Origin of the sequence: Dictyobacter kobayashii (genome assembly GCF_003967555.1) — a bacterium.
GTDB classification, from domain to species: Bacteria; Chloroflexota; Ktedonobacteria; order Ktedonobacterales; family Ktedonobacteraceae; genus Dictyobacter; species Dictyobacter kobayashii.
In genome coordinates this window covers 737,905-758,899 of sequence record NZ_BIFS01000001.1, presented here as the reverse complement: position 1 = coordinate 758,899, position 20,995 = coordinate 737,905, and the positions used below count along the sequence as shown (strand labels likewise).

Annotated in this window: 16 protein-coding genes and 1 pseudogene; 6 read left to right on the top strand and 11 right to left on the bottom strand. The window is 51.0% G+C overall.

The window, feature by feature from the left end:
• Window positions 1-135: 135 nt before the first annotated feature.
• Window positions 136-2,334, bottom strand: coding sequence for an alpha-amylase/4-alpha-glucanotransferase domain-containing protein (locus EL645_RS03330; protein ID WP_126548709.1), 2,199 nt, complete (start codon window positions 2,332-2,334; stop codon window positions 136-138).
• A 570-nt stretch (window positions 2,335-2,904) separates the two neighbouring features.
• On the opposite strand from EL645_RS03330, the gene EL645_RS03325 reads away from it, so the two are divergent.
• The 5 genes from EL645_RS03325 to EL645_RS03305 all read left to right on the top strand — a co-directional run bounded on the left by EL645_RS03325 (window position 2,905) and on the right by EL645_RS03305 (window position 9,291).
• Complete coding sequence (locus tag EL645_RS03325; protein ID WP_126554005.1) at window positions 2,905-3,675, top strand: response regulator; 771 nt, start codon at window positions 2,905-2,907, stop codon at window positions 3,673-3,675.
• The gene (locus tag EL645_RS03320; protein WP_126548708.1) at window positions 3,675-5,747 is read left to right on the top strand and encodes a hypothetical protein; all 2,073 of its coding nucleotides are present in this window, start codon (window positions 3,675-3,677) and stop codon (window positions 5,745-5,747) included. Before EL645_RS03325 ends, EL645_RS03320 begins: the two co-directional genes overlap by 1 nt.
• Before the next feature lie 11 nt (window positions 5,748-5,758).
• Window positions 5,759-6,043 carry an ATP-binding protein gene (locus tag EL645_RS03315; protein WP_161977070.1) on the top strand — a complete coding sequence of 95 codons (285 nt, stop codon included), beginning with the start codon at window positions 5,759-5,761 and terminating at the stop codon, window positions 6,041-6,043.
• Window positions 6,044-6,266: 223 nt separating this feature from the next.
• Window positions 6,267-7,166: an SDR family oxidoreductase gene (locus EL645_RS03310; RefSeq protein WP_126548706.1), complete on the top strand. Its 900-nt coding sequence runs from the start codon at window positions 6,267-6,269 to the stop codon at window positions 7,164-7,166.
• A gap of 220 nt (window positions 7,167-7,386) precedes the next feature.
• Window positions 7,387-9,291 carry a GAF domain-containing protein gene (locus EL645_RS03305; protein ID WP_161977069.1) on the top strand — a complete coding sequence of 635 codons (1,905 nt, stop codon included), beginning with the start codon at window positions 7,387-7,389 and terminating at the stop codon, window positions 9,289-9,291.
• Window positions 9,292-9,337: 46 nt separating this feature from the next.
• Here the strand turns inward: EL645_RS03305 and EL645_RS03300 are convergent, their stop codons facing one another.
• The 9 genes and pseudogenes from EL645_RS03300 to EL645_RS03265 form a co-directional block, all read right to left on the bottom strand.
• Window positions 9,338-10,204: a GNAT family N-acetyltransferase gene (locus tag EL645_RS03300; RefSeq protein ID WP_161977068.1), complete on the bottom strand. Its 867-nt coding sequence runs from the start codon at window positions 10,202-10,204 to the stop codon at window positions 9,338-9,340.
• Window positions 10,205-10,381: 177 nt separating this feature from the next.
• Window positions 10,382-11,611 carry a histone deacetylase family protein gene (locus EL645_RS03295; protein WP_161977067.1) on the bottom strand — a complete coding sequence of 410 codons (1,230 nt, stop codon included), beginning with the start codon at window positions 11,609-11,611 and terminating at the stop codon, window positions 10,382-10,384.
• Between the two features lie 196 nt (window positions 11,612-11,807).
• Entirely contained in the window at window positions 11,808-12,671 is an 864-nt protein-coding gene (gene sucD, locus EL645_RS03290) for a succinate--CoA ligase subunit alpha (RefSeq protein WP_126548702.1), read from the bottom strand.
• Window positions 12,672-12,676: 5 nt separating this feature from the next.
• Window positions 12,677-13,826: pseudogene (gene sucC / locus EL645_RS03285) on the bottom strand (ADP-forming succinate--CoA ligase subunit beta).
• Window positions 13,827-14,087: 261 nt separating this feature from the next.
• Window positions 14,088-15,119: a phosphohexomutase domain-containing protein gene (locus EL645_RS03280; protein WP_218031706.1), complete on the bottom strand. Its 1,032-nt coding sequence runs from the start codon at window positions 15,117-15,119 to the stop codon at window positions 14,088-14,090.
• Window positions 15,058-15,450 (bottom strand): phosphohexomutase domain-containing protein, encoded by a 393-nt coding sequence (locus tag EL645_RS40600; RefSeq protein ID WP_218031705.1) that lies wholly within the window; start codon window positions 15,448-15,450, stop codon window positions 15,058-15,060. The genes EL645_RS03280 and EL645_RS40600 overlap by 62 nt, the downstream gene beginning before the upstream one ends.
• Window positions 15,451-15,612: 162 nt before the next feature.
• A complete protein-coding gene (locus tag EL645_RS03275; protein ID WP_126548701.1) occupies window positions 15,613-16,179 on the bottom strand; it encodes a GNAT family N-acetyltransferase in 567 nt (188 codons plus the stop codon).
• Complete coding sequence (locus EL645_RS03270) at window positions 16,176-17,357, bottom strand: phosphopentomutase (protein ID WP_126548700.1); 1,182 nt, start codon at window positions 17,355-17,357, stop codon at window positions 16,176-16,178. Before EL645_RS03270 ends, EL645_RS03275 begins: the two co-directional genes overlap by 4 nt.
• Window positions 17,354-18,562 carry a 6-phosphofructokinase gene (locus tag EL645_RS03265; protein WP_126548699.1) on the bottom strand — a complete coding sequence of 403 codons (1,209 nt, stop codon included), beginning with the start codon at window positions 18,560-18,562 and terminating at the stop codon, window positions 17,354-17,356. Before EL645_RS03265 ends, EL645_RS03270 begins: the two co-directional genes overlap by 4 nt.
• A 366-nt stretch (window positions 18,563-18,928) precedes the next feature.
• Between EL645_RS03265 and EL645_RS03260 the strand changes: the two genes are divergently transcribed.
• A complete protein-coding gene (locus EL645_RS03260; RefSeq protein WP_126548698.1) occupies window positions 18,929-19,864 on the top strand; it encodes a nucleoside hydrolase in 936 nt (311 codons plus the stop codon).
• Between the two features lie 37 nt (window positions 19,865-19,901).
• Here the strand turns inward: EL645_RS03260 and epsC are convergent, their stop codons facing one another.
• Window positions 19,902-20,672, bottom strand: a complete 771-nt coding sequence (gene epsC / locus EL645_RS03255; protein ID WP_218031704.1) for a serine O-acetyltransferase EpsC — start codon at window positions 20,670-20,672, stop codon at window positions 19,902-19,904.
• Window positions 20,673-20,995: the final 323 nt, after the last annotated feature.

Here is a 20,995-nt window from a genome sequence, read left to right as displayed (position 1 = left end):
TAATATGTCATCTCTTGTGCAGAGAATTAGAAAGATATGCCATGAGGCAAATTCTTTCCTCCTTGTAATCAACGTCACATATATGTTTCTTTTTCAACTATGCCTGTTTGATCCTATATGGACAGGACTTTTAGGTTACCTTGACTGCTTGCCCAGGGCAGTAATTTCGACATGCCAGCTTTCACCACCATCCAGGGATAGTGTCCAGAGGAAGGTGAAGTTGCTTCCCTGATGGGTACGTTCAAAGCCTGCTTCTGATCCAGTGACGGTATCGATTGAGTAGTGCCAGAGGGTTGCGGGTTGATTTAGTGAGATGCCCAGGTCTTGTTGTAGCCAGCTATTTCCAATGTGCATAGCCTGGACATTATTGACCTCTCCTGTGCTATCAAAGCTGTGACTATCTAACTGTTGTCCGTCAACGAAACAGTAGGCTTGTGGATTGCCACCGCCGCCGAGCAGGTTCACATTTAATTCAGTGGCGAACGTGCTTTGTAGGCGTGCCTGACCCTGGTTCTCAATCTGGTAACGGATGACCAGCTTTTCCTCTCCCTTAGGAACAAAGAGTGTTTTGGTCAGGCGTACTGGTAAGGGGCTTAGCGCTCCGGCACGTTTAACCTGGCCATCGCGACTCATTACAACCGTGATGCCGGTCTCGTCCTGCGCAATTTCTGTCTGATAGGGTTCGTTGGCAAAGTTGCCCTGCTCCTCATAGCGCACCTGCGCAAAACTGGCGAGTGGCAGGCCGGCAGGTAAGAAATGATCTACCAGGCTACTACGGCGATAGCGATCCATCACCAGATGCTGGTCCAGATCCGCTTCTTTGGTACGGATGGTGCTGTGTGGATTGCCTGGATCGCCACTGGCCTGCTCTTGTTCCTTGCTGGCGGCGTTACGACGTCGCTCCTGCTCGTAGGTGCGCAGTGTCTGGTGATAGCTCTCTTCTTGCCGTGTCATGACGCTGAGCATATTATGGGCGCTACGTCTCAAGTCCCATTCGAACAGACTGCCACCATGCTGGGGGTCCAGATAGAGGTTTTGTTGGTCGCTTTCAATGATCAGTTGCTGGAGCGTGTTGCGCTCAAAATCGGTGAATTCATATTGTTGCCATGATGCTGATCCGTGCTTGACACGGTCGGCGGCATTCTCTGCTTTGATCAAGTGGTGATAAATAGCTGAGCGCACATGGGCCATATAAATGCCACCAAAGAGACCATGCCAGTAGGTATCGTTGGCCTGAGCCTTTAATAGATGGGTTAAGCCAACCTCTTCGCTGGCACCAGCCTTATAGACGGCGTCATGGACACGCAACATTTTCTTATGCTGGTTGTTGATCTCAGGATAGCGCACCAGGAAACTGCGCCAGAAGCCACCGCGCATAAACTGGAGGATATCATTGCGTTTTTCGTGTTCCAGTTGATGTACGAGCTGTGAAAATTGATAAGAGCGCTGAGCTGGTAGGGCCCACTCGGTCATTTCAATATAGGATGATGTGGGAATATAAACCCGTCCCAGGGCTGAGTGCTGATTGGCATATTCTCCCAATGGGGTAGTGTGCAGCCAGTCGCTATTCTCTTCCAGCGCACTGAAGAACTGATCTACCCACCCAGAGTGGCCGTCGGGTCCCCAACAATATGGATGTGTATCGGGCCAGCTACCAAATTTTTCGCCATCATCGCCCATGACCACAATGCGATTGCCATCCGTGGTCGCCAGCTTTTTCAATGTATCAATCGTCTCCTGGGGAGGGCGCCATGGAATGGTGTAGCGCAACGATTGGCTGGTCGCATAGACCTTCAAGATGCCTGTTTGATCCTCGGTGGCATAGTAGCCATAGAGATCTTTATCTTCCAGACCCACATTCTTAAAATGGATGTCGTCCAGAATCGTCCATTCGATACCCGCTTCTGTTAGATAGCGAGGTAAACTGGGCTCCCAGACGCGCTCAGCTAACCACATGCCGGTTGGATGAGTCCCAAAGTCGGCCTCTACACGTTCGGTCAGGCGGCGAATCTGGGTTACCTTGTCACTATCAGGAATAGAGGGGAGGATTGGCTCATAGTAGCCACCACCCACAATCTCAACCTGTTGGCGGGCCACGAGCTCAGCTACGCGGCGCAAGAATTCTGGATGGGCCTCTTCCAACCAATCCAGGAGTGAACCCGTATAGTGGAGTGAGAGGCGTACATTTGGATGTCGTTCCAGTGCCTCAATCATTGGCAGGTAAGATTCTTCGTACACCTGTTGAAATACCCAGGGGAAATTCCCAACTGGTTGGTGATTATGTAAAAGCAGCCCGATATGAATGCTCTTGTGTTGATTTGACCCTGTTGTCATTTCTCTTTATCCTCTATGTTTCGTCTGTAGTGGCTATCTTATAAGCAACCTGCTGTTGCCGCGGTTCTCGCTGTACTATTTATGCTGTAAAAAGGAGTGCACATTGCCACATGTGTATGCATACTATGCACTGTTGCATGTATTATCACGCCTGTGGGTACGTGGCCTCCCTTTGCGCAATGCCTCTACTATGTACGGTGCTATAGTATAGTTTTCTCAGCCTAATTTCAATATAGCATGCACATTCTGGCAGGGTTATTCTACTTCTCTCTTTGACCGAGGGATGGTGGTAGAAGACGAGTGGAGAGGTTTTGGGTGCGCTGTTTCTGACTTTCTGGTTAAATCCTGCGATCCCTTGCATCCCCGTTTCACGCAGTTGTACGACTCCACAAATAACCTGGGCGGTTCGCGGGTGCAGATTTTTGGGTTTCGGATGCTATCTTCTTATGCCAAAAATTGCTATACTTGGCAATATGTATAGATGTGAAAAGCGAAATGCAGGATTGGTCTGCATATGAGAAAAGTCAGCTGTTGGCTGGCATCATCGCATGGAGTAGCCAGGTTATCTGTATGGGAACACTGAAAGTATTGCTGGTTGATGATCACGGTCCTTTACGTAAAGCATTATTTGAAGGATTGGAAGCCACCAGAGATGTGCTAGTTCTGGGAGAGGCGGCAACGGGTCGCGAGGCAGTGATGCGCGCGCTCGAATTAGATATGGATGTGATCCTGATGGATGTGCAGTTGCGCGATCCCCAGGAGGGTCGGCGTGCCTTGAGCGGCGTTGGTGCTGCGGTCGCCATTCGCCGTGAACGTCCTCGTATGCCGGTCGTGTTTTATTCGATTCAGGATGATGACGAGTATTATCGCGAGTTTCGAGCCTCTGGTATTCTAACCCATTACGCTTACGTGCGTAAAAGTAATTATCTATTGCCTAGCATGCTGGTGCCTCTTTTACGCGATGCGGTGAGCGGTCGTAGCCTGGTAGATCCTGAGATTGAAGATCGTGTACAAGAGGTGCGCGATCTGGATGAGCAGTCTCCACGAGCTTTATTGGAGCCAAACGAGTTACGGGTGGCTGAGCTAATGGCGCAGGGTATGACCAATGAGCAGATTGCTACACGCTTAAATCTTCATGATAAGCGAGCGGTAAGTCGGACTAACGGGCGTATTTATGCGGCCTGGGGATTAAGTGAGAACGCTGTGGATGACAAGGTTGCGCGTGCGAGGGCAACCTTGATTTATATGCTAAATCGTATGGTAATGTGGGATGAGGAGGGCGTTGCTCTGGTGCAAGATCGCCGGGGAGAATGGGTACCTCTCTACAAAGAAGAATACTAATGCCTGTACTGTTTTTTCAAACTCCTGTTTTGTTTCTACAAACCGTTTCTCTGGCCCTATCGATTTTTAATCTGATTGCTTTTTTGTGGTTGGCATTCACCGTATGGCTAAATGGCGATCGGCGTAGTATGATCGCGCGCGTAGGCGTGGTGGGATTGGGCCTGGCTGCCCTCTTCTTCTTTATTCATGCACTGTTGATTTCTGGTCCTCTATCCAAAACAACAGGGGGACCCATTTCCACTGATTTTTTGTGGCACCTGGTCTGGTTTCCAGCCGTCGGGGTCCCTTATATCTGGTTTGTGATTGGCCTGTATTATGCCTCCTTCCTCAACAATAAATGGCGTCGGCGACGGCCATATTTATTGGTTAGTAGCGCAGTACTGGGCTGTAGTGTGCTCTTGATACTGCTCTTTAATCAATCAACATTTACGTTTAAAGAAACACTGTTATTGCTGGCTTATGGCAAGGATATCGATGGGGGATTGCCTGGAAGCCTATCTTTGCCACTGCTGGTGTTGCCGATTTTTCTAGCTTATGTGACATTCTGTGTGATTGGACCCTGGTTTACACCGGCACGAGTGGGACGTTTGCTTAACGCCCTCTGGCGTTTTGGCATTATGCGTGCTCGTACGCGTTCTTTGCGTCGCTCACTGGTAGATGCTTTTTGGGATGATCAGATTGATGTGGGTAATCTGGATGAACCCATCCTTTCCTGGCACCTGGCCCGGCCTGTGTTGCTATTGGCCGCCTTATTAATGGTCTGTCTGACATTAAGCCTGGGTGTGCTGGGTGTCTGGTCAATGATCAACTGGGTAAAGGTCCAGGAGACTGGCGCGCAGCCCGCCATCTCTTTTACCGATCCCAATACCATTCCCGCTAATCTGATCATGCTGGATATCTATGCTACCGGGTGCGTTGCTTTAATTGTTTTACTGATTGGATATTCAATTGTGCGACATGGGATTCTGATCGAGCGACCCCTGGCCAGGCGCGGCTTCTTTGAGCAATGGCGTGGTATCGTCATTGTGGCGGCTACTATTGCGCTTTTTATCTCCTTCCTGATGCTGATTACTCATAGTTCACTGGGCAGCCTTTTGCTAATCACTATCATTGCCACGGGTACCTATGCACTCTTTACCTGGAGTAGCTATACGGCGCACGATCGCTATGTCTCATTATTAGGACCCTTCTTGCGCAGTACGAGCGTGCGCCACTGGCTCAATACAGATCTGCAGAAAACTGAGCAGAATATGGAAGCTCTCTTCTTCCATCTATGTAAAGAGGTTTTAGAGGTCCGTTGTGCTCGTCTGGTGGTACTGACTGGACCAGTCAGGAGAAGCTTCTCATATCGTTGGTCGATTGTAGACCCCGCCGGGAATACTGATGAATTGGGTAGCAGCGTGGTCAATGAACATATATTGAGCGATGGCCATGGGCCGCAAACTTTGCGTTCGGATTTGCATGCCTATCGGATTCGCGTGTTGCTGCATGGCTTGCCCGTTATTTGTTGGGTCCTACCAATCTATGATGAATTGGGGTTGGTCGCCAAACTCTATCTGGGGCCCCGTCAGGATGGAGGAGCCTTTACCAATGAGGATATGGACCTGGCACAGGCGTGCGGGCAACGTATTCTGGATACCTTGCGCGATCATGAAGCTATGCTGGCGGTGGCCGGGCTATTGCGGCGGCGTGTCGTAGACGTGAAGTTATTAGGTGCTCAGCAGCGCCGCGTGCTGCATGATGAGACCTTGCCCATGCTACATCTGGCTCTGTTACGCCTGGAGACTGTGCGTTCTCTGCATCATCAGGATACAGAGTCTCCTGAGCGTTTTGAGCAGGTCCTACATGAAGCAATCGGCTCTATCAGCTCTGTCCATCGCCAGCTCGCGTCCATGATGCGAGCTATGTCGACCGGCGCACCCCATCGCCTGGAGCGGGATGGGATGATGACCGCCATCCATACTATGCTTGAACAGGATTTCCAGCATGCCTTTGATGTCGTTGAATGGAAGGTTTCTGAAGAAACGGCCCATCTTATCGATGATATGGTTCCCCCGCTATTGCTGAACTGATCTTTGCTGCCGTGCAGGAGGCGTTACGCAATGCCGCGCGCCACGCACGGGGTACAGATGTCCATCGCCGTCTCCAACTGACCCTCTCTGCCTCCTGTAATCCGCATCTGGAGGTCGTGGTGGCTGATGATGGTGTTGGCATCGTCGCTCCCAGCAGCTCAACTACCGGCACTGGTGGTGGATTGTTGACCCATAGCGCGCTATTGGCGATTGCCGGTGGTAATGTCACCATCAAGACCACCCCAAACGAAGGGGTTAGCGTCCGCATTTTCCTCCCCAGTGAAGCCCTGCGCTAGCCAATGCTTTCCTGTGCAGGCTCACCATTCGACTCATGTTGCCATACCCTGGCCCTGATATTGCTCCAGGACTACACTTAAAAGAGGATGAGCATGGGATGCTGGTACTGATGATCTTGCAACTATTTTCGAGATATCAACAGTAGGAAGCTAATGCTACCTGAACCACGCTTACCCGGCATCTCTAGCGTAAAGAGATTATTTCGAGGGAGGAGTACGGCTAATGTTACTCATTACAGGGGCAACTGGTTTTATTGGACGACACCTGGTCGCGCGCCTGGTGGCCCAGGGCGAGCGACCGCGCTGCCTGGTACGCGATCTGCGCCAGGCCGCCAACATCCTACCTGCAGATAAAGTAGAGTTGGTGCAGGGAGCAACCACCCAACCTTCTACCCTGGAGTCCGTATTGCAGGGCGTCGATACCATTGTACATGCCGCCTTTATGACTGCTGACCGCAAACAATCTGAGGGCAATCACTATGAAGAGACGAATGTGGGCGGTACCTCAAATCTAATACTGGCGGCCAAAGCGGCTGGTGTCAGGCGTATTATTGAGGTCAGCGGCCTGGGCACCAAACCGGATAAACCGGGCAGTTATATGCAAGGACGCTATTTGTCCGAAAAGATGTTGATCGACAGTGGACTGGACTGGACTATTATTCGCCCCTCAGTCCTTTTTGGCAAGGGAGCTCCCTTTATTAAAGGGTTGGTCGATCTCATTCAGACGGCTCCCGTCGTGCCTCTAATTGGTGGTGGCAAGATCATGTTCCAGCCCATTGCGGTGGACGATGTGGTGACGGTTATCCTTAAAGTCTTGCAAAATCCTGCCCAGACAAATCGTAAGATCTTCACTATTGGTGGGCCTGAATACTATTCCTTTAGCCAGATTTTTGATCTGTTGCTCCAGGCTACCCACAAGAGCCGGCCAAAGGTTTATGCACCATTGCCGCTGGTAGGTATAGGCGCCGCCGTGATGGAGGCTGTCTTACCCAAACCACCGTTGACTAAAGCCGCTATGGCTCTATTCTCTTTCGACAATACAACCGACCTGAACAGTGTTGAGCGCGATTTCGGTTTTAAACCCCAATCCTTCAAAATCTATCTACAAACACAAGGCCTCTAAAAGCAGGTGGCGTAAGGGATGATCAGGCAACACAAAAGTTGCTGTGCTATAATAGGTGGGCATATTCGTTTAAGAATAAAAGAATATGCCCACTTTGATTTGCACTATTTAACATGTAGCTGTATCGTAACTTTATCTGGCTATGTATCTATTTGACTGTGGCTGATTTTTCGGAATGACCCGGCGAAGGCCAATGCTCCATCTGGAGGGAGGAATCTGCGTGATCTCTGCCGATTTATCTGGCAAAGCAGGCGATGAATTACGCGCTATCAGTGAAAGGGTAATCCGCATTTCGCGCCTCATCCATGAGAGTTCTGAGAGACTGGGAATAGCTGTTGAAGGGACCTTTGCAAGCGAGGGCAGCGATCCTCGGGTGCGTTTACTGAGTGACGCTTTAAATGTGAGCCGGAGTGCGGATTTAGAATTAGGTCGCATCTATCAGGCTATGCAGCGCACGGTAAATGCGGCCCAGTCGCAGTCACCTACGCCTACTAGCCCGGTACAAATGGCCAATCTTTCCGCCAATCCCTCACCTTCCAGGAGCTCTTTTGAGCATGAGCGCGAGGCTATGGCAACCAGTATCTTTAATCTGGAGCAGCAGCGCGATGAACTGGAGACCCTCTCAGAAATTGCCCGTACGCTAAATTCGACCCTGGAATTCGATGAAGTTCTGACGCTGGTGATGGATCGTGTGATCCAATTTGTGAAGGCTGAGCGCGGTGTGTTGATGTTGGTGAATACAACCTCCGGAGCTTCGGAATTGACGGTCGCACGCGATAAGAACGCCAATACCATTCCTGAAACCACCTTTGCCACAGCCCAGATCAGTCGCAATACGATTAAAAAAGTTATCGAGAGCCGCCAGCCATTGTTGACCGATGATGCGCAGTTGGATGCGGGTTTGAAAGATAATCAAAGCATACTGGTCTATGGAATTCGTTCCATTATGTGCGCCCCCTTGATCGTGCGCAATAATTGCATTGGCGCTGTCTATGTTGATAGTCGTTACAATACCAGATTATTTAGTAAAAAGCACCTGGAGTTATTGCTGGCTTTCTGTAATCAGGCTGCTATTGCGATCGATAATGCACGCCTCTTTGCCGATCTCAATCGGGCTATTCGTACGGTACGTGAAGATAAACAGTACATGGATAATATCTTTGGTTCTATCGCTAATGGGGTGATTACTACCAATTCCGCTGGTGTGATTACCACCTTTAATGCGGCCGCCAGTATTATCCTGCATGTGCATCCTAACCAGGCCCTGGGCAAACATTATCGCGAGGCCTTCAAGTTCTTGCCTCCTAATGTCGGTATTATTGATACGCTGTATAATGCGCAGGCTCACCATGAGCATGGTACCTTGATCAAGCAAGCCATCAATTGCAAGGTTCCAGGTCGTGAGCGCGATGATGTTGTGAGCTTAAATTACTATGTTAGCTCATTGCGCGATACGCAGGGGGCGCATATTGGTATGGCGCTGGTGATTGATGATCAGACCGAGCTGAAGCGTTCTGAGGCAAGAGCCAGGCAGGTACGTGGCATCTTTGAACGCTATGTCCATCCCCATGTGGTGGAACAATTGATACGCGATCCTATGGCCCTGAATCTGGGTGGAGAAACAAAAGAGATCTCCGTTGTTTTTGCCGATATCCGGGGCTACACGCGCCTGAGTGAGAATATGCGGCCGGAAGAGGTCATGCATATGATTAATCGCTACCTCAAGATCATGTGCGATGCGATCTGGGAAGAGTCCGGTACACTGACCGCCTTTCAGGGCGATGCATTGATGGCTATCTTTAATGCTCCTCTGCCCCAGTCGGACCATGCGTTGCGCGCGGTCCGGGCGGCCTGGAAGATGCGTATGGCGGTATTGGATTATCAGCGTTCACAGCCGCAGGAGATTCAGGTTTCGTTTGGGATTGGGGTGAATACCGGACCTGCTACAGTGGGAAATGTGGGGCACAAGAGCGTTTACAGAACTATACCGCTATCGGAGATGCGGTCAATGTCGCCTCGCGGTTACAAAATAATGTATCCGATAATAATATTTTGCTCAACGATACGACTTACCAGCAAGTCATGCATCAGGTCCATACTGGTAAGCCTTATGCTCTCTCCGTGAAGAATAAGAGCGCTCCTCTAACGGTTCGCTATGTATTGGGCTTGCCCTAAAGATGTTTGCGCAGTACAAAGCCTTTTTGCTGCAAGCGTATAAAGCCAAACCACTCATAGAGACGGTGGGCATGGTAGTTATCTTCCTGCGTGTTGAGCATAATACGTGAGACATGCGCGCGCTCAAAAAAGCGGATTGCCTCGACCATTAAGCGTGCTCCAACCCCCTGGCTCGCAGCGGAGGGATGGACGGCTATGCGGATCAGGTAACCGTAATCATCGTCCAGGGCATTGAATTGATAGCCCACTACCTCACCCTGTAGCTCGCTGACGACGAAGTAGGGATGCGTGCTGGCGATATCTTGAAACGCGAGTGCATCGTAGCGCCACAGGTCTTCAAAGCAGGCCTCTTCAATACGCAGCAAGGCCGGCATGTCATGGGCCAGATCTACATTGCGGATCGTTACGTTCTGATTTCCGCTGGTGGGAACCTTGTAATCAAATTTGTCGTAGGAATAGAGATTGCGATAAGGAATAAAACCACGCCCCAATAGCAGGGTGCGGAGCCAGTCATTCTCGCTATCATTGCCTGAATAGTGAAAATAGTGTACGCCCTGGGCGCGCAATTGCTCATAAAGCTGATCAAGCAATCGTGCCAGCACCGCTACATACTCCCTGCTCTCAGTCCAGCTGACACCAAAGCCGCTAAACCAGGCCAGAGGCGGATTGATAATCTGCGAAAGTAGGAAGCCATAAAGAGTGCTATCATTCCACAGGCCAACAGCAGGATAGCGTTTGAGTAACAAGGGTAGCTCATTGAGTGTAAAGCGCTGGTAGACATACTCAGATGTACGCAGCAGCCGTTCAATCGCAGGGATATCTTCCTCGCTGAGTACTCGTATCTGTCTCGGTTTATTTTGCATATGTCCTCTGTGCACGCGGCCCTTTTGCATTATTTCCCATCTCTGTCCTAAGTTGAAATTATTTGTAGTGTATCTCTTAATCTGCCCATGAGTCAACAGGAAGATAAAAAGCAAAGGCGTGGATAAGCATACGAAACATGTGTGTTTATCCACGCCTTTTTTAAAAGACAAGTCGGGTTATTCTTCGTTCTGGCAGCAGCTATCGCTATCTGCTTCTGTGGGTTCAGAGGCTGGAGTTTTGGTGATCACGGGACCTTTAACTTCATTCAAGAGCTTCTCACGGTCGGGTCTGGCCTGGTTGCGCATACGATAGCCAGTGAGCTGGTGTATGCGGCGCAGCTCTGAAATAATGACGTCGGTGTTGATCTGATATTCGATATCGGGAGCCTGGCCATATTTATCAACGGCTTCGTCTCCACCGAGGAGCTGGTTGAGGCTGGTCGCGACGCCGCTGGCGACAACATCCAGGTCATAGCCACCCTCTTGTACCATGATCAACTTGCCATCACAGAGGTTGTCGGCTAGCTTGATAATGATCTCATTGAGCTTGGCGAAGCCAGCCGTGGAGATCCGCATTCCAGGTTGCACTCCTGTATGGCCCTCTGCCTCTTTCCAATGGGCATCATAGCCGGCTGAAACCAGGATCAATTGTGGATTAAAGCGGTCAGCGGCTGGTGCCAGGACCTGGCGGAAGATGGGTTCGTAGATTTCATAGCCTGAGCCAGCTGGTAAAGGAATATTGATGGTCGTACCTTCACCTGCGCCTTCACCCCGCTCGTCGGATTCTCCGGTGCCAGGGAAGAAAGGGGCCTGGTGGACTGAAAAATAGAGGACGCGTGGATCTTCGTAGAAAGTTTCCTGGGTACCATTACCATGGTGCACATCGTAATCGATGATCATGACCCGTTCCAGGCCATAGTGATCCAGGGCATAGCGGGCTGCGACCGCCACATTATTGAAGATACAAAAACCAAAGCCTGCTTCCGCGACGGCATGATGGCCTGGAGGGCGTACCAGGCAGTAGGCATTCTTGATCTCGCCATTCATGATGGCATCGAGGGCTGTCAGGGGAGCCCCGGCCGCCTTGAGGGCCGCTTCATATGTTTTGGAGGATACATAAGTATCGGTTCCCAATTGCAGACTGGTGGGGAGCCCGCTGGTCGCCTCAGTTTCAGCGGCTTGCTGACTGAGCTCTGCAATCTCTTGAATATAGTCGCGCTCATGCACAGTTGCCAGTTCATCGATACTGGCGGCACGTGGTGCCAGTTGCACGAGTCCCGGGCGTTCAAGCCATTTCAGGGCTTTCAGGTAACCGATCGACATCTCCATTCTTTGCGGACGTTCGGGATGTCCTTTGGGAACGCGATGTTCCATAAATATTGGGTCGTAGACGAGGGCCGTTGTCATAGATTTCCTTTGGTCAGGCTTATAAGTGACTGCCTGGTTGTGTTCTATTGCAGTATCCTCGAAGTGGATCGTGAAAGCATGCACGTTGTGGCCCTCTCGCCCTACTTCCAGTATACATACGATGCAAAAAAGGTCTGATGATAAAACACCAGGTGGAGTACCCATGCCGGTCAGACATGGATACTCCAGCGTTATGTTAGAGTACTTTTTTAACTAATTCAGGAATATCAAAAATGGTGTCTGCGACAGGGACGTTCGCGGCCTGTAAGGCGGCTACTTTTCCCTGAGCGGTACCGGTATTGCCAGAGATGATCGCTCCTGCATGTCCCATGCGTTTGCCGGCGGGCGCGGTACGACCGGAGACGAAAGCGACAACTGGCTTGGTCATCGTTTTGATGAACTCTGCCGCGTCTTCTTCATCACTGCCACCGATCTCACCACACATCACTACAACCCTGGTCTGTGGATCATTCTCAAAGAGGCTGAGGTAGTCCGCAAAGGTCGAGCCGATGATGGGATCACCACCAATACCGATACAGGTTGACTGACCAATGCCGGCCTCTGTAAGCAGAGAGACGACCTCGTAGGTCAGTGTGCCTGAGCGAGAGATAAAGCCTACCGGTCCTGGATTAAAGATCTGATAAGGGATGATACCGATTTTTCCAAAACCTGGGGTACACATGCCCGGGCAGTTGGGGCCGATCAGGCGGGCACCCTTTTCGCGCACAACCAGCATGGCACGGGTCATGTCTACGACGGGAATGCCTTCGGTAATACACACGATCAGTTCGATACCAGCAGTGGCCGCTTCCATAATCGCATCAGCGGCCCCGGCTGGGGGAACGAAGATACAACTGGCATTGGCATCGGTAGCGGCCTTTGCCTGGAAGACCGTATCAAAGACCGGCACACCTTCGACGGTCTGTCCACCCTTGGATGGGGTCACGCCGCCCACAATGTTGGTGCCGGCGGCAATCATATTGCGGGTATGGTATTGACCTTCGCGGCCAGTGATACCCTGAACGATGACTCGTGTTGTGTTATCTAATAGAATACTCATGTCCCTTACAGTCCTTTTTCCGTTCGAGCGATCGCGGCCACGATCTTCTCTGATGCGTCGCGCATATCTTTACCCCAGTCCAGTCCTGCGTCTTTGAGCAAGGCTCGTCCTTCTTCTGCACCGGTGCCAGAGAGTCGGACCACGATGGGCAAGCCCTTGGGGAGCTCAGCCTGAGCCATGATAACGCCCTTGGCGACCTCTTCTCCGCGGGTGATACCACCGAAGATGTTGACGAGAATGCCTTTAACCTGGGGGTCCCGAGCCACAAACGTGAGTGACTTATACATGACTTCGGCTTTGGCACCGCCACCGATGTCGAGGAAGTTAGCGGGTTTCCCACCTGAACGGGCCACCATATCGAGCGTGGTCATAACCAGGCCCGCGCCATTGCCGATGATACCCACATCGCCATCCAGTTTGACATAGGTCAGACCGGCCTGCTTGGCTTCGTATTCCAATGGATTGGCCTCTTCTGGTTCGGCCCAGGTGGCATATTCTTTCTGGTCGAAATAGACCGTTATCGTCGATCACAATCTTGCCGTCGGCGGCCATCACTTTTCCATCGGCGGTATAGGCCAGTGGATTGATCTCAGCCAGGTTGGCATCGCTCTCAATGAATGCTTTGGCCAGGGCGGCTAGAATAGCGGCTGATTGGCGGAGCACATAAGAGGGGAAGCCAGCGCGTGCCACGATATCCAGAGCTTCGAAGTGGCGCAGGCCCCAACGCATATCAATAGGCTGTTTGATGATTTTTTCTGGCGTCTTTTCCGCAACCTCTTCGATATCGATACCACCAGCGGTCGAAACCATCACTACCGGTGCCTGAGTTTTGCGGTCGAGGACGATACCTAGATAGTATTCTTCTTTAATATCAATTTTAGAAGTTACCAGTACCTTTTCAACGGTAAGCCCTTTAATATTCATACCGAGCACGCGTGAGGCTGCCTCGCGAGCCTGCTCGGGAGTATCGCCAAACTGGATACCGCCAGCCTTACCGCGTCCCCCAACATAGACCTGAGCTTTAATGACAACTGGACCGCCCAATTCACGGGCAATGGCTTCGGCCTCTTCTGGTGTATGGGCGACTTTTCCCGGCTGGACCGGAACGCCATACTTCCCCAGAATATCTTTGGCCTGATATTCATGAATTTTCAAAATAGTTGCTCCTTGTGATACTTGTCGTACACCATTGTACTCCTCACTATTTTAAAGAAATTACTTATCATGCGCAAGAGAGAATATAGTGCCTGGGATTTCTCCTATGCCGCCTATGAAGGCAAAAAAGGGCGGTAGATAGGAGGTAATCGGGGCTATGCTCCAATTACCTCCTGATGAGATTATTTTCTTCTACACTCCCGCTTTTTTCCTGTCTGTAATATACCACCTGGAGAGCAATCCTGACAGGTGGAAAGAGGGCTATCCGCGAATGAAGGCCAGGACTTCGTCGCGTTTCTCCTCCAGTTGCTTTTGATCTCTGGCTTCGACATTCAGGCGCAGCAGGGGCTCTGTGTTCGAGGGACGTACATTGAACCACCAGTCGCCGTAGTCAACGGTCAGGCCATCCAGCTTATCAACAGCTTTAGCGGATTTGCCAAAGTGTTCCTCTAAGTCCTTGAGCTTGGATTGCGCATCTTTGACGGTGCTATTGATTTCGCCACTGCGCACCCAGTGATCCAGGGGCTTGATGATCTCAGACAGGGGTTTGTCCTCGACAGAGATCAATTCCAGCATGATCAGCAACGCAATCAGGCCGGAGTCAGCGAACCAGTTGTCGCGGAAGTAGAAGTGTCCAGAGTGCTCTCCACCGAAGATACCATTGGCTTTGCGCATATCAGCTTTGATGAAGGAGTGACCAACGCGGGTGCGCAGGCCTTTGCCGCCTAGCTTCTCGATCAATTCTGGCACGCTCTTGGAAACGATCAGGTTGTAGAGGATCGTTGAGCCGGGCTGTTTCTGTAGCAGGCTATTGGTGACGGCCAGGGTAACCATTGAGCCATCGATCAGATTGCCGTACTCATCGACCGGGAACATACGGTCGGCATCGCCATCAAAGGCGGCTCCTACGTCTGCCCCTACCTCGCGTACCTTTTTCTGAACATCAACCATGTTTTCTGGTTCGATCGGGCTGGCAGGATGATGTGGGAAGGTGCCATCCAATTCAAAGTACAGGGGAACCAGTTCACAAGGAAGGTGTTTGAAGACACGGGGCATGATCAGACCGGACATGCCGTTACCGGCGTCGATGACCACTTTAAGGGGTTTAAGTTTGCTGACATCAATGAATGAAAGGGCGTGCTGAACATAATCGTCGATGACGTCGCGCTGGGTAACTTCACCTTTCTTAGCTGGTTGGGCGAAATCCCCGCTCACAGCCAGGTCGCGGATATCACCGAGGCCAGTATCCAGGCTGATTGGGAAAGCCTGGGCGCGGCAGAACCTTAATACCATTATATTTACCAGGATTATGCGAAGCGGTCACCATCGCGCCGGCTGAATAGTTGAATTTGCCCACAGCAAAATAAAGACCATCGGTTGTGATCTGTCCCAGGTCAATCACATTGACTCCCTGGTCGCTGATGCCACGGATCAAGGCCTCGGCGATTTCAGGAGACGAGACACGCATGTCGCGTCCGACGGCAATTTCTGGTACGTTCAGGTACTGGGCGGCAGCGCGTCCAATACGATAGGCGGTCTCGGCGTGTAATGTCTCACCGTAAACGCCACGCACATCGTATGCTTTAAAGATAGAAGGATCAACGGTCGCATGAGAAGTACTCATAGTTATATGTGGAACTTTCTCTTCGCTACGCTTGCCGGATGAGTGGCTCACGAGATAGAGAAGGTTCAACTCCTTTCTTATCTAACTACACAGTATGCTATTCAATCGCATGAGCCAGTGGCAGCGGAGCGAGCCGCGATTAAGCGGCGTTTCCGATTGCTTTTAAATAGCATGTGATTTCCATATTTCCAATAACACCCAGGGTTCACCTGTACTGCGTGGATCATAGATCTGCCCCACCTCGGTAAAGCCAGCTTTTGAGAAGGCCCGACGTGAGGGATGATTGGCTAAAGCCGTTTCGGCATAGATACGCCGAATACCAGGCAAGGTAAAGAGATAACGTACCAGCGTACGAATTGCTTCTGGCCCATATCCCTGGCCCCAGCGGGTTTTATCGCCCAATCCCAGGCCAACCTCGGCTTGTCCCAGTCGGTTATCCACATTGAAGTACGTAATGGTGCCGATAGGGATTCTTTTTTCGTCTTCAATGATGAACCAGAACTGGCGCCCATTGCCGCGGATATAGTTACGTTCGAATGTGGGTAGAAATTCGCCCATAGTACGTGAATACGGTCGATGAATATCATAGCGCCATACTTCATCATCGCGTTCCCAGTGAAAGACAAAATTGGTATCTTTCAGGTTTGGCCGGCGCAATTGGATACGTTCACCTTGCAGGTATGGTCCTTGCCCCATACCTGCTTTGTTATCACGTTGTAGTTCTGTCATACTAACCCCAGTGTGCGTGCAAAACTCGTCCCGGCGGCCAGAGGTTCTACACCAAAGGCTTCGGCTAATGTTTGCCCAAGGTCGGCGAAGGTCGGGCGAACGCCAAGATTGACGCCAGAACGAATTGGCTCTCCATAGGCAAGCAAGGGCACACATTCCCGTGTATGATCTGTGCCGCGATAGGTTGGATCAACCCCGTGATCAGCGGTAAAGAAAAGTGCATCTCCAGGTCGCATGCGTTGTTGAACCAGTGGTAGCCACTGATCCACATCGCGTAAGGCCTGCGCATATCCCTGGCTGTCGCGTCGATGTCCCCATAACATATCAAATTCTACCAGATTGACAAAAAGGAGACCTGCAAAATCTTGTTCAAGCCATTTCAGGGTGGAAGCCATCCCTTCGCGGTTGGTTTCGGTATGATCGCGTTGGGTTAAACCGCGTCCTGCAAAGAGATCTTCGATTTTGCCGAGTCCAATTACGTCCTTGCCTGCATCCTTGAGACGATCCAATAAGGTAATGCCGGTTGGGGCCAGCGAGAAGTCCCTACGGTGCTCAGTACGCTTGAAGGCGCCAGCTTCACCGATGAAGGGACGTGCGATAACTCGCCCCACTGCATGATCGCCTGTAAGCATACTACGGGCAACCTCGCACATCTGATACAACTCCGTGAGCGGAATAACATCCTGGTGGGCTGCGATCTGAAAAACGCTATCGGCTGAGGTATAGAGGATGGGGAAGCCGGTGCGTACATGTTCCTCGCCGAGCTCTTTAATAATCTCGGTTCCTGAGGCAACTTTGTTGCCAATAACTTTTCTTCCAATCGCCCGCTCAAACGCTGTGACGACCTCCGTGGGGAAACCATGTGGATAGGTAGGGAGTGGTCTCGACAGAACGACGCCGGTCATCTCCCAGTGTCCGGTGGTACTGTCTTTGCCAGCTGCGGCTGATGCCATGCGCCCATAGGCGCCAGCGACTTCTTCACGGGCAGGTGTCCCGATAATCGGAGTAATATTGCCTATTCCCAGGTTCCCAAGATTGGGGAGCTCCAGGCCGCCGATGGCCTGGGCACAGTGTTCGAGCGAGCTGGCCCCTTCGTCCCCGTAGGCGCGCGCATCGGGATTTTCGCCCGCGCCCACGCCATCTAGAACGATCAGAATTGCTCGCGTTAGGTGTGTCATGACCTTATCCTCGTCATTTCCAGTTGGGTATGGTGTTCCAATGGTTCACCAATTAATGGTAAGGCATATTCATAGAAAGCCGGCGTTACCATTGTTTTGGTTTCATTTAAATATTCAGCGGGCATCAGTCGCTGTACATTGGCGACCTGGCCCAGGTCCGCTAATCCAGTTGTGCAGTGATAGGGTGATTGTGTTTCTCGTACCAATGTTATCATCTTATCACTTTCACCAGCGAGTAGTGCATGGACGCCCATCTTGCCCACCAGGTATGCTTCATTGCGATCAGGGATTGAGATGTGGGTAGAAGACATACGTTGCAGGTCGCCAGGTTTATCAAAGCGGGCGCGCAGCTTCAACTCGCGTTTAACCAGCTCTACCAGGTATTGGGCCGCCCCGCTTAGTAATGGATGCTGGAAGGCGTCCAGGCCAGCCTGCCCGGCACTGCCAAGGGCATTACCGTTTTCATCGCGAATGGCTTCGGCGGCCACAATAATTACAAAGCCAAGCTTTTTATAGATCTCTTCTACCTGTGTCAGAAAGCTCTGTTCGTGGAAGGGTTTTTCTGGCAGCAGCAAAATATGTGGCGCATCGCTCTCATCACGCTTGCCCAGGGCTGCCGAGGCTGTTAACCAGCCAGCATCGCGTCCCATCGTCTCAATGACTTTAACGGGATAATGCCAGGGGATCGACAGCGTATTCATTGTAGAGTCTTGCGTGGCCTGAGCCAGGAAACGCGCGGCACTGCCATAACCAGGACAATGGTCGGTGAATGGCAGGTCGTTATCGATGGTTTTCGGAATGCTAATAATGAAGAGCTCATAGCCGCTCTGTTGCGCGGCCCCAGCCAGCTGATGGGCGGTATCGGCCGAATCGTTGCCCCCGATATAGAGCATGTAGTGAATATCATAGCGGCGCAGAATTTCAATTGTGCGCTCCAGGTCATGCTCCTGCAGCTTATAGCGGCACGAACCCAGGGCCGCCGATGGTGTATGTAAAAGCTGTGACCATACAGAGTTTGGTTGATTGCCTAAGTCGATAATATCTTCCTTGAGAAGACCTTCAATGCCATGGTGCATGCCATAGATGCCACCGATGCGCTGATCGGCGAGTGCGGCCTCAACCGCACCAACCAGGCTGGCATTAATTACGGCGGTTGCCCCGCCGGATTGTCCGATAATCAAATTCCCAGGTTTTTTTGATGACAATGCAATACCCTCTATTTTCAACTAGCTGTCGCAGCTATGATTTTCCTGGGTCATTATAACAATGCCATCGGCCTGCGTCGAGTGCTCCCCAGAGATCGCAGGAGATCACGAGCAAGCGATACGATGGACATTCTTTCATATGTGGAGTGTGTGGTGGGTGGCCGCGGCCGCTCACCACACACTCCACACTCCCAATCCGGCGCCGCAGGCGCCAAAGAGGAAAATTAAAAAACCTGCTGTTTGATAGGCATGAGTTGAAAATTGATAGAGAGACATGCTACGATAAATAGCACTCATCGATGCGATTATTACCTATCGTTCAGGCTGGCTCTCAATGATGATGTAGCTGACAAAGGATAGAACCACATGAGACAAAAAATCATCCTGGATTGCGATCCGGGACACGATGACGCCATTGCATTGTTGCTGGCGGCCCGTCATCCTGCCTTAGAATTGCTGGCGATAACCACGGTGGCTGGCAATCAATCAGTAGAGAAGACCTCGACCAATGCTTTAAAGGTGTGCTCAGTGGCTAAGATTCTGAATGTGCCGGTGGCACGTGGTATGCATCAGCCGCTGCTACGTCCGGCGCGCTTCGCTACTGATATTCATGGCGAATCAGGTTTAGATGGTCCTGAATTGTCGTCGATTGCCCCTTTACCCCTGGCTTCTCAACATGCTGTAGACCTTTTAATCGAGCTGCTCTTACAATCTGATGGCGATATTATATTGATCCCTACCGGTCCTTTGACGAATATCGCGGCGGCCATGCGCCGTGAGCCAGCCATTGTGCCTAAAATTCAGGCTATCTCGTTGATGGGTGGGGCAATCAGCGTTGGCAATGTAACGACCAGTGCCGAATTTAATATCTGGGCCGATCCGGAGGCTGCGGCAATTGTCTTTGCTTGCGGCAGACCAATTACGATGGTCCCGTTAGAAGTGACGCACCAGGCATTAGCCACCGAAGAGATTATACAGCGCCTGCGTGCGATGGGACGTCCTGTACCCACATTTGTCGCAGATCTACTGCACTATTTCGCGGATTCTTATCGCCAGGTCTTTGGTTTTCCAGCTCCACCCATCCATGATCCCTGCGCTGTCGCCGCGGTAATTGATCCAGACATCATTTCAGGCTGGGAGATGCATGTTGCTATTGAAACGCAGGGAGAATGGACGCTGGGCCGGACCGTGTGCGATATTTATGGGAAGACGGGCCTGCCTGCTAATGCCCGCGTTGGTTACGGACTGCAGGTTGAAAAATTCTGGACCTTGCTCCTGGATACTTTTCAAGCCTACGACTAAGTATCCAGCTTAAGCATGGTTATATTCTGAGCAGTTGTTAGATCTGGTAATCCATTTCCCAGGGATCTTTGCCATTCCAGCCCTGGGTCAATTCCTGGTGCTTCTCCAGGGTTTCGCCACCCTTGACTAATAGCTCGGCTGGTTTGGACACAACTACAGAGTTAGCTGGTACCGATTCTAGTACCAGGGCCATACCGCCAATCTTGCTTCCTTTGCCAATTGTGATTGGACCCAGGATGGCCGTGCCGACACCAATCGTGACATCATCCTCAATGGTGGGATGTCTCTTTTGCTGTTTGCGAAATGGATTAGGTCTCCACCAGCCTGTGGCACCCAATGTGACCTGGTGGTAGAGCATAACATTGTCACCAATGATCGTGGTTTCGCCAATCACGACACCAGCTCCATGGTCAATAAAAAAGCGTTTACCGATCTGAGCGCCTGGATGGATCTCGATACCACCGGTGAGGAAGCGCGCGAACTGGGAGATCAAGCGTGGAATGAGCGGCACATGTGCTTTATAGAGTGAATGCGCCACGCGATGAAACAGGACCGCCCATAAACCTTGATATAGCAGCGCCTCAAAGATATTTTTACAGGCTGGATCTTTTTCAAAGATAACGTCAATGGCGTCCGGCCAGCGTGTCTTGCGGCGGGGTGTTTTTGCCGGAACAGGAATAAACATACCTGGAGGCAACTCTGGCAAGGCCGCCAGATCTTCTCCGTCAGCCGCGAGTTGCTGGTCGTCTTCTTGAGTGCTCTCAGGAATGCCTGTCCCTTTTGAAACACTATTTGGTCCCTGTGACATACCTGCTTGTGTCCTTTTCTCTCGATTACCAATGTTGGTCTATGTCTTCTCTTTGGAGTGTAGGACAGGGATTTCTGCTTGTCAAGTGTGTTTCAATGTTCCTCCTGATCCTATTGGACTTCGTCCCTTGTCTGTTAGCGATATCCTCTACTTATTTCTATGAGTTTCATGAAAAATTAAACCTATCTATAAGGATAGTCAAGGGAGACTTATATTGTTTTATCTAATATATCGGGAAGATTCACAAGAATATTACATTCCCTTAACAAAAATGCATTCTGGCTCCCGTGTTATAGGTAGGCTGTAGTGAATGTAGAAAATTC

What these genes read in the sequence shown, in the direction of transcription:
- EL645_RS03295 (WP_161977067.1), bottom strand. Translation starts at nt 11,611, where the DNA reads ATGACAACGGCCCTCGTCTACGACCCAATATTTATGGAACATCGCGTT.
- EL645_RS03280 (WP_218031706.1), bottom strand. Translation starts at nt 15,119, where the DNA reads ATGGTATTAAGGTTCTGCCGCGCCCAGGCTTTCCCAATCAGCCTGGAT.
- sucD (WP_126548702.1), bottom strand. Translation starts at nt 12,671, where the DNA reads ATGAGTATTCTATTAGATAACACAACACGAGTCATCGTTCAGGGTATC.
- EL645_RS03310 (WP_126548706.1), top strand. Translation starts at nt 6,267, where the DNA reads ATGTTACTCATTACAGGGGCAACTGGTTTTATTGGACGACACCTGGTC.
- EL645_RS03330 (WP_126548709.1), bottom strand. Translation starts at nt 2,334, where the DNA reads ATGACAACAGGGTCAAATCAACACAAGAGCATTCATATCGGGCTGCTT.
- EL645_RS03270 (WP_126548700.1), bottom strand. Translation starts at nt 17,357, where the DNA reads ATGACACACCTAACGCGAGCAATTCTGATCGTTCTAGATGGCGTGGGC.
- EL645_RS40600 (WP_218031705.1), bottom strand. Translation starts at nt 15,450, where the DNA reads ATGAGTACTTCTCATGCGACCGTTGATCCTTCTATCTTTAAAGCATAC.
- EL645_RS03275 (WP_126548701.1), bottom strand. Translation starts at nt 16,179, where the DNA reads ATGACAGAACTACAACGTGATAACAAAGCAGGTATGGGGCAAGGACCA.
- epsC (WP_218031704.1), bottom strand. Translation starts at nt 20,672, where the DNA reads ATGTCACAGGGACCAAATAGTGTTTCAAAAGGGACAGGCATTCCTGAG.
- EL645_RS03260 (WP_126548698.1), top strand. Translation starts at nt 18,929, where the DNA reads ATGAGACAAAAAATCATCCTGGATTGCGATCCGGGACACGATGACGCC.
- EL645_RS03325 (WP_126554005.1), top strand. Translation starts at nt 2,905, where the DNA reads ATGGGAACACTGAAAGTATTGCTGGTTGATGATCACGGTCCTTTACGT.
- EL645_RS03320 (WP_126548708.1), top strand. Translation starts at nt 3,675, where the DNA reads ATGCCTGTACTGTTTTTTCAAACTCCTGTTTTGTTTCTACAAACCGTT.
- EL645_RS03300 (WP_161977068.1), bottom strand. Translation starts at nt 10,204, where the DNA reads ATGCAAAATAAACCGAGACAGATACGAGTACTCAGCGAGGAAGATATC.